This window comes from Streptococcus sp. 2100 (assembly GCF_013276335.1).
Lineage (GTDB): Bacteria > Bacillota > Bacilli > Lactobacillales > Streptococcaceae > Streptococcus > Streptococcus pseudopneumoniae.
Genome location: NZ_VMKV01000059.1, coordinates 1 through 10912, shown reverse-complemented (window position 1 = coordinate 10912; position 10912 = coordinate 1). Strand labels below are relative to the sequence as shown.

The window sequence follows — 10912 nt, the reverse complement described above, 5'->3', positions numbered from 1 at the left end:
AAAAAACATCTTATAATAGTAGTTATGAAACTTACAAACGAAGAAACACAAAAAATTGAACAACTCCTAAGAGATTCATCGTACGCCAAATATCACAAACGTCTACAGATTATTTATTTTCGCTCAAAAGAAAAGAGTTATAAGGAAATCATGGATCTGCTAGATTGCAATAAAACAACTGTTTGGAGGAATTTGAAAAAATATAAGGAGTTTGGTTTAGAAGCGCTTCTTCAAGAGACCCGTGGTGGACGTCATAGAGAATATATGACTTACGAAGAAGAACAAGCATTTCTAAAACGTCATATAGAAGCTGCTCAGGCTGGGGAATTTGTAACTGTCAATTAGTTATTTGAAGCCTATCAAAAAGAGATTGGTCGCACTTCCACACGTGATGGTTTCTATTATCTCCTGAAACGACATGGTTGGCGAACGGTCACTCCTCGACCTGAGCATCCCAAGAAGGCAGACGCTCAGACAATTGAGACGTCTAAAAATAAAATCTACATTCGAGACCTTGAGTAAGCGCTTTAAAGAAGAGGGGACTTATAACAAAGTACGTTTGATGTACCAAGATGAAGCTGGTTTCGGAAGAATCAGTAAGATGAGTTCTTGTTGGGCTCCTCAAGGAATCCGACCTAGCATTCCTAGTCATTATATGCGAGAATATCGCTATTGTTATGGGGCAGTAGATGCTCAGACAGGAGATTCCTTTTTCCTCATTGCTGGAGGATGCAATACTGAGTGGACCAATGAATTTCTACGGCAAGTCTCACAAGCTTATCCAGATGACTATATTTTACTTGTCATGGATAATGCTATATGGCATAAATCAAGTACCTTAGAGATTCCAAGTAATATTGAGTTGGCTTTTATCCCACCTTATACACCAGAAATGAACCCTATTGAACAAGTCTGGAAAGAAATTCGAAAACGAGGTTTCAAAAACAAGGCTTTCCAAACATTGGAAGCCGTCATTGATAAGCTTCAAGAAGTTATTCAAGGACTGGAAAAAAGCGTTTTAAAGTCCACTGTCAGCAGACAATGGACAAGGTTGCTTTTTGAAAATAATTGAGTATTAATTATTGAACTAACACTTTAACTATATCGTAATCAATCTCATATATAAAGGATTGCAGACATCTTATCTAAATACATGCTAATATATTTAGATACAAACATTCCAACTTGATAACTTTCACTCATCTTTCATCATTCCTTATACAACTATGCAGTATAAATAGAATAGTTTGCGCATCAGAATGAGACTATTTTAATGTTAGATATTTTGATAGAAAAACATAAATAAAATTGGTAGAATTTAATTCCCTAACTCGATAGAGGATTCTATTTTAAATTTAACAACAGCTAGGATTACACTATAAAAAGCACATTACCACCTGTTCGGCTGGAGAATCTAGTCGATTAGCTCCCTCTTAGTTACAAGCTTAAAGCGATTTTTTAACTAATACTAAACCAGATTAAAGAAGGAACTAGAACATCTGTCTTGTACTAATCAATATGCTATTTTAAAGTTGCAAATAAACTTAGAATGCCATTTATTATATTTACAATAAATAGTTGACTTCGATAGAAACAGAAAATAGAATTCAACATTCTTCCCTACTTATCTGATAATAAATAAGATCCGCAAGATAGCCTTTTCTCTCTACACCATTAACAATCGTTTGTAGATAGGACATTCCAGCCTTCTCCATGACACGACCTGAAGCTGGGTTGAGACTGGCATATCGAGCTTTGACTTTTTGAAATCCTACTTGAGTAAAACAAAAGTCCAAGACAGCTTTTAAGGCCTCTGTCATAAGACCACGACCCCAATAGTTTTTTCCTAAAATATAGCCAATTTCACAAGAAGAATTGTTCTCATCTATTGCAACGATGCTGATATCTCCTATCACTTGCTCTGGGTTTTCTTTGAGACAAATAGCCCATTTGTAATAGTTGGGATTAGTATAGGAAGCAACCCAGTTACGAATCGAATTTCGAGTCACCACGACATCAGGATGGGGATCCCAGGTAACATAGGTCAGATTCTCAGCGGATGAAGCCCAATTTTGAAACATAGCTTCTGAATCACTCTCCACAAATCTTCTTAAAATCAAACGTTCTGTCTGTAATATTTGCGTACCGATAGCTTTCATGATGCTACCTCACTTCCTTATTTCTATGCTCGTAGTAAAAAGGCTCAACTCAGTAACAGCTAGAAAACGAGTTTGTCTTCTAATTTCTTGACGCAGTCGCTGCCTGGTTTGAAATGCGCTCTAGCAAGCTTTTTCAAACCTAGTCATCGTTGCAGGGGTAAGACGATGAAATCGAACTCTTCGAGTTACCGAATCTGCCTCATTTTCTTATTTCTAAACTCGGGGTTCAAGATCCCCCAGACCTTCTCTCACTTTCTTATTTCAAGGTGAGAGGCTGAAAACCTCCACTGGAGGTTATTCTTGCTCTCGAGTTTCAAGGCAAGAAGCTAAAAAGATCCCCCGGACCTTTTTACTCCCAAAAGTCATCAAATACGGTGATGGGTAGGTGGCGTTTATGTTGGCCTTTGTGCCACCAGTTTTCGATTCTTGCTTGGGCTTCTGGGCTGATTGTTTTGCCTTCTAGGTAGTCGTCAATCTCTTCATAAGTGACTCCGAGGGCTACTTCGTCAGCTAGACCTGGTTTATCTTCTTCTAGGTCTGCTGTTGGGATTTTTTCATAAAGGGCTGGGTCTGCACCAAGTTCCTTCAAGAGTTGTTTTCCTTGACGTTTATTGAGGCGATAAAGAGGGAGAATATCTGCACCACCGTCACCAAACTTGGTAAAGAAACCTGTGATATTTTCCGCGGCGTGGTCTGTCCCAATGACCGCTCCACTATGGGCACCCGCAAGGGCATATTGGGCAATCATACGACTACGAGCCTTGATATTGCCCTTGTTAAAATCTGAAACAGGACTACCTGTCGCTTCAACAGCAGCTGTCATAGCGTCAGCTGATTCCTTAATATTGACGACTAAACTGACATCTGGCTGGATGAAGTCTAGGGCTTTTTGAGCGTCTGCTTCATCGGCTTGTACTCCATAAGGCAGGCGGACAGCGATAAATTTGTAGCTGTCGTCTCCCGTTTCTGCTCGCAGTTCTTCCATAGCTAGTTGAGCCAAACGACCTGCCAAAGTCGAGTCCTGCCCTCCAGAAATCCCTAGCACAAAAGTTTTAAGAAAGGGATGTTTTTTCAGGTATCTTTTTAAGAAATCAATAGAACGACGGATTTCTTCCTGGGCATCAATCACTGGTTTGACACCCAGCTCTTGGATAATCGTTTCTTGCAAACTCATTCTTCTTCTCCTTCACCGAGGGCTTCCTTGCGCATTTTGTCAATCAAGTCCATCTTGTCTTGCCATACATCACGCGCCAAATCCACTGGATAGTGCTGCGGATTGAGTACACGCTTGTACTCATCCCAAAGCTTGTCAAATTCCTTACGAGCATAATCCTGAATCTCAGTCAAGCTAGGCAAGTTATAAATCAATTTCCCGTCTTTGAAAATATCCACCAAGAGAGGAACAGCATCAAAATTACGAACGGTCTTCTTGATGTATGTGTAAGTCGGATGGAACATCTTGATTTCAGTCATGCTGGCAACATCAACACCATCATAGGTTATGTAGTCGCCTTCTGACTTGCCTTTTTCACGACTGGTAATGCGCCACACCTGCTTCTTACCTGGCGTAGACACTTTTTCCGCATTATTAGACAGCTTGATGGTATTGCGCATCTGACCATTTTCATCTTCGATTGCAACAATCTTGTAAACTGCCCCAAGAGCTGGCTGGTCATAGGCTGTGATCAGCTTGGTACCCACGCCCCAGACATCAATCTTGGCCTTTTGCATCTTGAGGTTGAGGATAGTATTTTCGTCCAAATCATTAGAAGCATAAATCTTAGCCTCTGTAAATCCAGCCTCGTCCAGTTGCTGACGGACTTTCTTAGAAATGTAGGCAATATCCCCAGAGTCAATCCGCACACCCATAAAGTTAATCTGATCACCCAGCTCACGCGCCACCTGAATGGCAGCTGGTACACCGATGCGAAGGGTGTCATAGGTATCCACAAGAAAGACACAATTTTTGTGGGTCGCAGCGTAAGCCTTGAAAGCTTCATAGTCATTGCCATAAACCTGTACCAAGGCATGGGCATGGGTTCCCAAAACAGGAATGTCAAAGAGCTTACCCGCACGCACGTTGCTGGTTCCATTGGCGCCACCAATCACCGCTGCGCGTGTTCCCCAGATGGCCGCATCCATTTCTTGAGCCCGACGTGTCCCAAATTCCATCAAGGGTTCATCTTCGATAACCGAGCGAATACGAGCTGCCTTAGTAGCCACCAAGGTCTGGTAGTTGACGATGTTCAAAAGAGCTGTTTCGACCAACTGACATTGAGCTAGAGGGCCTTCAACTTGCACAATCGGTTCATTAGCAAAAACCAAGTCCCCTTCTTGGGCAGAACGAACGGTCAACTCCAACTTGAAATTGCGAAGGTAATCCAAAAATGCCCCATGATAGCCCAGCGACTCCAAATAGGCGATATCACTATCTGAAAAACGCAAGTCTTCAAGATAACTCACAATTCTTTCCAAACCTGCAAAAACCGCATAGCCGTTCTTAAAAGGCTGTTGGCGGAAATACACTTCAAAGACCGCCTTCTTATTGTGAATCCCTTGGTCAAAGTAAACCTGCATCATGTTGATCTGGTACAAGTCCGTGTGCAATGTCAAACTATCATCTGGATACATACTTTTCCTACTTCCTTAGCTAGAAACCCATGAAAATTTTCAAGAACTTTCATGTATTCCAATAAATTAGTACTATTATAACACATTTTGGCTGGATTGAGAAAAGAGTAACAAGCTATTCTCCACTCTCCAGTTCATCCATATCTTGTTCAAACTTTTTCTGAGCCCATTCGCCATAGCTCTTCAGACCAAGATTGCCGATAAAAACCCAAGGAAGGTAAATGACATAAGTAATTGCCCAAGCAGACAGGTATTTAACGTTCAAAGGATTGTGCTGATAAATTTCTATGTTGAATTGATAATTCTGTAACATCAAAAGAGCCGTAATAGCCAATGTTAGGAAAAAACAACCCAAAATCGTAAAATGAAAACGACTATAGTAGGTCACTCCCAGATAACGGGCACGGTTGAAAAAGAAGAAAATTCCTACTATCAGAGTATAGACTAGAAAATTCGGATTAAAAAGAGAGGGAGCTAATACAGCCACCAAATAGCTTAGAAGCACAAGTCCAATGAAAAGGGTAAAGGATTCCGCTCCAGCTTTATTGATTAGTTGTTCTTCTCTTTCATCAAGTAATTGATAATGAATGAATTTATTTACCATCTTCTTCCTCCCAAAATAGTTGGTCTAGGGTTTTCCCTAAACATCTGCAAATGGACTGGCAGAGCGAGAGACTGGGATTATATTTTCCCGCCTCTATCAAACCAATAGTCTGGCGCGTCACCCCAACAGCCTCTGCCAGTTGACCTTGAGTTAAATCAAGCTCTACACGAGCTAATTTTAATTTTAAATTTTTAGCCACCTGCGTCCTCCTTATAGTTTTAATACTCATCTACTCTTAAAAAATCCAAAACCAACACAAGCTATCAGCTATTTATTATAACCCCATTAATTTGCACTCCAGTATTATCTTCAGCCGAAAATCAGTATTTTAGGTTGTTTGAAATAAACTTCCTAGTTTACTCTTTTATTTTTATTTAGTGTTAGCTTTAGTAGGCTCTTTTAAACGAGTTTTTATTGCTTGTGTTTCTTGTTTAGTTTAGTTGGTTTCATATCACTATTATATAATGCTTTTGGAAATGAGCCTAGTATAAGTCAAAAACGTGTTGAATAGTGAAAGCAGGAGCATACCAAGATGACTGATTTTTTTATTGTATTTTAGGTATGCAAAATAATACTAAATGAAACTAAAATGAATACTTCTTGCTTTTCTTAAGAGTGAAAAAGTACAATAAAATGATTGTAGTGATTACCACAAGATACTGACTAATAGACATCGTATTTGAAGCCACAAATACAGGTAAAGAATAAAAAGGAAGAAGTTCAATTGCTTTGATAAACAAATCATTACTAGTATTCATCATCATCGTATTTAATATATTAGGGATAAAGAGTAGTAAAGCTACTAAAATACCAAATACCAAGCCACTTTTCAATTTGTATAAATAGAAAATGTAAGATAATAGAAAATAAAACAGGACTAACAAAATTGTATTGACTACAATAGCTACTATAAAATCTAATCCTAAATCACCTGGAATACCCAATTTACTTACTATGACTAGTAACACAATGCCATTCAAAGCATAAATAATGGAAACTGAGATGGCATATAGAAAATTAGACAAGACGTAAATCATCCGATTCTTCTGTTGATTATAAAACAAACTTACCGTATTGTGGGAAAAATCTCTACTAATGACTCGATTAGCATGTATAACAGCCATTAACATACCGAGCATAGCATAAAAGTTTGAAATATGCTTAATACCAAGCGATGTCCCTTGAGTCTTTAGAATAAAGAATGTAACCAATATCGGCGGTATAAACGAGATAAGCAAACCGAGATATATTACGCCTGATGAATATAAATTTCTTATATTTTCCTTAAGAAAATTCAATTTATTTAATTTCATGATGATAACCTTCCTTTATTTTGAACGATTTAGATAAATATCTTTAAGCGTCTCTTTTTTAGTTTCAAAATCAACTACTTTAATAGAGTTTTCGTTAAAAAATTTAAAAAGCTCACTACTTTGAATATTCCCAGACATAGTAATTCTCAGTCCCTCTTCCTGAACAATATCCCCAAATTCTTGTTTGGTAATGAAAATGTCTCTATCTGTAGCTGATGAAAAAGCTATCTCAAACAAGAAATTATGACTATCTTTTCCTACTTTTTGAAATGTCAAAAGCCCGTTCTCCAAGAAAAGAACCCTCTCACAAATTTCTTCAATATCTTCTAATTTATGACTCGATATTAAAATTCCCACATTTTCATGTAAAGCTAAATTTTTTAGAACCGATAAAACTATTTGTGATGATTCAATATCTAAACCATTAGTCGGTTCATCTAAAATCAATATATCAGGTTCCGTAACGAGAGTTAGAAGCAAAGCTAATTTTTGTTTTGTACCCAAAGAATAGGTCTTTACTTTTTTATTAATAGACTGAGTCAAATCTAACTCTTGAATCAAACTTCTAAATCTTTCTTGATTGTAGTCAACACCATATAAATTTGACAAATATTTTAAATTCTCTAAACCTGTTTTAGATAAAAATAATTTTGGTTCTTCGATTAAATACCCAACATTATCACTGCTTATAATATTACCTGAAGTCGGTTGATTATTCTGAACAAGAATTTTCATCAACGTACTCTTACCAACTCCATTTCTCCCTACTAGACCAACAATTTCACCCTTGTTAAGTGCAAAATTTATATCTTTGAGAATGATTGAATGACCATAATGCTTACTTACATTTATAACTTCCATTTTTTATTCCTCCATCAATATTCATGGTTTGCTCTTTGATTCTTATTGAGTTTAAAAAGTTGCGCCTCTTTTTAACAACATTATATCATATATCTAACTTAATGCAATATATAAATGTCATTTTGTAAGATTTTATTAGCAAAAAAACTCTCTACCATAAAAAATAGAGAGTGTTAAGTTTAAATATAGGATTTCAAAATATCGATGATATCCCTTCTTTGTTTAATTTAATATGCTTTGATACCTAAGCTTCGACTTTATCACTTAAAAAATAAAAAAGGACAGCTAATCCCTTGCGCATCAAGGGATTTCGCCATTCTTTAATCTTGTTTAAGTGTTGTATATGGAGCTTTGCATAATTTTTTAACACTAAACAACTACATTAAGCTCGAACTGTGACACTGGTTCCATCTTCCTTATAAAGATTGATGAGACCCTCTTTAAGAGCTCGAACCATGTCTCCAGCTTGAACAGGTTGTGGGACTTTAATAGTCAAGAGTTCCATTGGATTTGGAGCACGGTCGATTTTATTGCCTTTGGCATCGTGAAGATCCTCAATATAGGTTTCAATTTGAAGATACATGGACTTCGATTGAGGATTACAAAGAATTTTTATCTGTAAGATTAGAAGAATGCAAAAGAGTGCTAAAAAATAGTGGCAGTATTTTCGTTCATTGTGATAAAATTGCAAATCATCATATTAGATTAATTTTAGATAATATCTTTGGAGCAGATATGTTTCAAAGCGAAATTATATGGAACTATAAACGGTGGTCTAATTCAAAAAAGGGATTATTGAACAATCATCAAAACATTTACTTTTATTCAAAGTCAAAAGATTTTAAATTTAATACAATTTTTACAGAGTATTCTTCTACTACAAATATCGACCAAATACTAGTGGAACGAAAACGAGATGGAAACTCTAAAACTATATATAAAGTTGATAATAATGGTAACTATCTTCTAGCAAAAGAGAAAAATGGAGTTCCCCTTTCAGATGTTTGGAATATACCATTTCTTAATCCAAAAGCTAAAGAAAGAGTAGGTTATCCTACACAAAAACCTATTCTGTTATTAGAACAAATTATAAAGATTGCTACTGATAAAAATGATATAGTTTTAGACCCGTTCTGTGGAAGTAGAACTACTTTAGTAGCCTCCAAGATTTTGAATAGAAATTATATGGGGATTGATTTATCTGAGGAAGCTATCAATATAACTCAGCAACGTCTGGAAAATGTTATAAAAACAAGTTCAAATTTATTGAATAAAGGAATCGAAGCATATAGAACCAAAACTGAGGAAGAGGAAAACATTCTTAAATTATTACAGGCAAAAATTGTTCAAAGAAATAAAGGAATTGATGGTTTTTTACCTAAACATTTTCAAAAAAACCGATACCTATAAAAATTCAAAAAAATAATGAATGTCTGAATGAAAGTATCTCTTTATTACAGAATGCTATAAACTCCAAAAAACTTGATTTTGGAGTAGTTATAAAAACTCATTCAGATAATTTATTATTTGATTTTGATACGATTCCTGAAAATATAATAGTAATTGACCATTTTGAACTTACAATCGAAAAATGGTTAAGTAAAAGTCAACAGTTACTATAGTTTGCAAATTATTTACAGAAAGAACAAAAAATGCTCTGAAACACTGATTTCAAAGCATTTTTTATTAGTTTAAAATTACTCCCACTCAACTGTTGCAGGTGGTTTACTTGTAATATCATAGACGATACGGTTAACATGATCCACTTCGTTTACGATACGTACTGAGATTTTTTGAAGGACATCCCAAGGAATTTTGGCAAAGTCCGCAGTCATACCATCAATAGAGGTAATAGCACGGATTGCAATCGTGTAGTCATATGTACGACCGTCACCCATAACCCCAACTGAACGAACGCCTGTGTTAACTGTGAAGTATTGCCAGATATCGCGGTCAAGACCAGCTTTAGCAATTTCTTCACGAAGAATAGCGTCCGACTCACGAACAGTTTCTAGCTTTTCTTCAGTGATTTCACCCATGACACGGATCGCAAGTCCTGGTCCTGGGAATGGTTGGCGCCATACGATATGGTCTGGCATACCAAGCTCTGTACCAAGGGCACGAACTTCGTCCTTGTAAAGAGTATTCAATGGTTCGATCAATTCAAACTGCATGTCTTCTGGAAGACCACCCACGTTGTGGTGTGACTTGATAGTTTGAGCTGTATCCGTACCAGACTCGATAACGTCTGTATAAAGAGTTCCTTGAGCAAGGAATTTCACATCTTTGAGCTTGCTTGCTTCGTCATCAAAGACATAGACAAACTCGTTACCGATGATTTTACGCTTTTGTTCAGGGTCAGAAACTCCTGCAAGTTTATCAAGGAAACGTTTAGCTGCGTCTGCTTTGACGATATTCAAACCAAACTTACCACCAAGCATGTCCATAACTTGGTCCGCTTCTCCTTTACGAAGAAGACCGTGATCCACGAAGATACAGATCAATTGATCGCCAATCGCTTTTTGGAGAAGAACTCCAACAACTGAAGAGTCAACCCCACCTGAAAGGCCAAGAAGGACACGTTTATCACCAACAGTCTCACGGATTTTTTGGATCTGCATGTCGATGAAGTTATCCATTGTCCAATCGCCTTTAGCCTTACAGATGTTAAGGGCAAAGTTACGAAGGATATCATTTCCGTATACAGAATGACGAACTTCTGGGTGGAATTGGATACCGTAAATGTGTTTATCTGGATTTTCGATGGCTGCGTAAGGGCAGTCAGCTGATGTTCCAGTACGAACAAAGTCAGCAGGAATCTCAGTAACCGCATCACCATGGCTCATCAATACAGTTTGTTCATCAGGTGTTGATTCAAAAAGAGATGATGGTGTGTGTGTTAGGGTTGATTGACCGTATTCACGATTTCCAGCATCACCTGCAGGAACAACTTTTCCTCCAAGTTTATGGGTCAATAACTGCATACCATAACAAATTCCCAAAATTGGAATTCCGAGTTCGAAGATTTCTGGGTCAATATCAAATGAACCATCTTCATATACAGAGTTTGGACCACCTGATAGAATAATTCCTACAGGATTGACTTCACGAACTTCAGCAGCTGAAATTTTATGGCTCTTTAGTTCTGAAAAAACACCAATCTCACGGATACGGCGTGAAATCAGCTGGTTGTATTGGCTACCATAGTCCAATACGATGATTTTTTCTACATCTTGCAAATCAGTTGAAATGTTGCTCATCTTTTTCCTTTCTCAAAAGAAATATCTTTTCCAATATTCTATCACAAATAAGGGCGAATTACCAACTAATACTCAATGAAAATC

The 10912-nt window shown here is 37.1% G+C and carries 8 protein-coding genes and 3 pseudogenes; 2 read left to right on the top strand and 9 right to left on the bottom strand.

Going from position 1 to position 10912, the window contains the following annotated elements:
• Positions 1-24 precede the first annotated feature (24 nt).
• Positions 25-1072: pseudogene (locus tag HT669_RS08455) on the top strand (IS630 family transposase).
• A 535-nt stretch (positions 1073-1607) separates the two neighbouring features.
• Here the strand turns inward: HT669_RS08455 and HT669_RS08450 are convergent.
• The 8 genes and pseudogenes from HT669_RS08450 to HT669_RS08415 all read right to left on the bottom strand — a co-directional run.
• The gene (locus HT669_RS08450; RefSeq protein ID WP_000643819.1) at positions 1608-2159 is read right to left on the bottom strand and encodes a GNAT family N-acetyltransferase; all 552 of its coding nucleotides are present in this window, start codon (positions 2157-2159) and stop codon (positions 1608-1610) included.
• Positions 2160-2508: 349 nt separating this feature from the next.
• Entirely contained in the window at positions 2509-3333 is an 825-nt protein-coding gene (gene nadE / locus HT669_RS08445; RefSeq protein WP_023936400.1) for an ammonia-dependent NAD(+) synthetase, read from the bottom strand.
• Positions 3330-4790 carry a nicotinate phosphoribosyltransferase gene (locus HT669_RS08440; protein WP_049525062.1) on the bottom strand — a complete coding sequence of 487 codons (1461 nt, stop codon included), beginning with the start codon at positions 4788-4790 and terminating at the stop codon, positions 3330-3332. Before HT669_RS08440 ends, nadE begins: the two co-directional genes overlap by 4 nt.
• Positions 4791-4905: 115 nt before the next feature.
• Positions 4906-5394, bottom strand: a complete 489-nt coding sequence (locus HT669_RS08435; protein ID WP_000247411.1) for a DUF6773 family protein — start codon at positions 5392-5394, stop codon at positions 4906-4908.
• Positions 5384-5593 (bottom strand): helix-turn-helix transcriptional regulator, encoded by a 210-nt coding sequence (locus tag HT669_RS08430; protein ID WP_001107500.1) that lies wholly within the window; start codon positions 5591-5593, stop codon positions 5384-5386. Before HT669_RS08430 ends, HT669_RS08435 begins: the two co-directional genes overlap by 11 nt.
• Before the next feature lie 385 nt (positions 5594-5978).
• Entirely contained in the window at positions 5979-6707 is a 729-nt protein-coding gene (locus HT669_RS08425; RefSeq protein ID WP_000773490.1) for an ABC transporter permease, read from the bottom strand.
• Positions 6708-6722: 15 nt separating this feature from the next.
• A pseudogene (locus HT669_RS08420) lies at positions 6723-7593 on the bottom strand (ABC transporter ATP-binding protein).
• 357 nt (positions 7594-7950) lie between these two features.
• Positions 7951-8136 (bottom strand): annotated as a pseudogene (locus tag HT669_RS08415) (U32 family peptidase C-terminal domain-containing protein); the annotation flags it as partial.
• On the opposite strand from HT669_RS08415, the gene HT669_RS08410 reads away from it, so the two are divergent.
• Entirely contained in the window at positions 8079-8978 is a 900-nt protein-coding gene (locus HT669_RS08410; RefSeq protein ID WP_309598702.1) for a site-specific DNA-methyltransferase, read from the top strand. The pseudogene HT669_RS08415 and the gene HT669_RS08410 overlap by 58 nt on opposite strands.
• A gap of 287 nt (positions 8979-9265) precedes the next feature.
• Here the strand turns inward: HT669_RS08410 and guaA are convergent, their stop codons facing one another.
• Positions 9266-10828, bottom strand: coding sequence for a glutamine-hydrolyzing GMP synthase (gene guaA / locus HT669_RS08405; protein WP_050208596.1), 1563 nt, complete (start codon positions 10826-10828; stop codon positions 9266-9268).
• Positions 10829-10912: the final 84 nt, after the last annotated feature.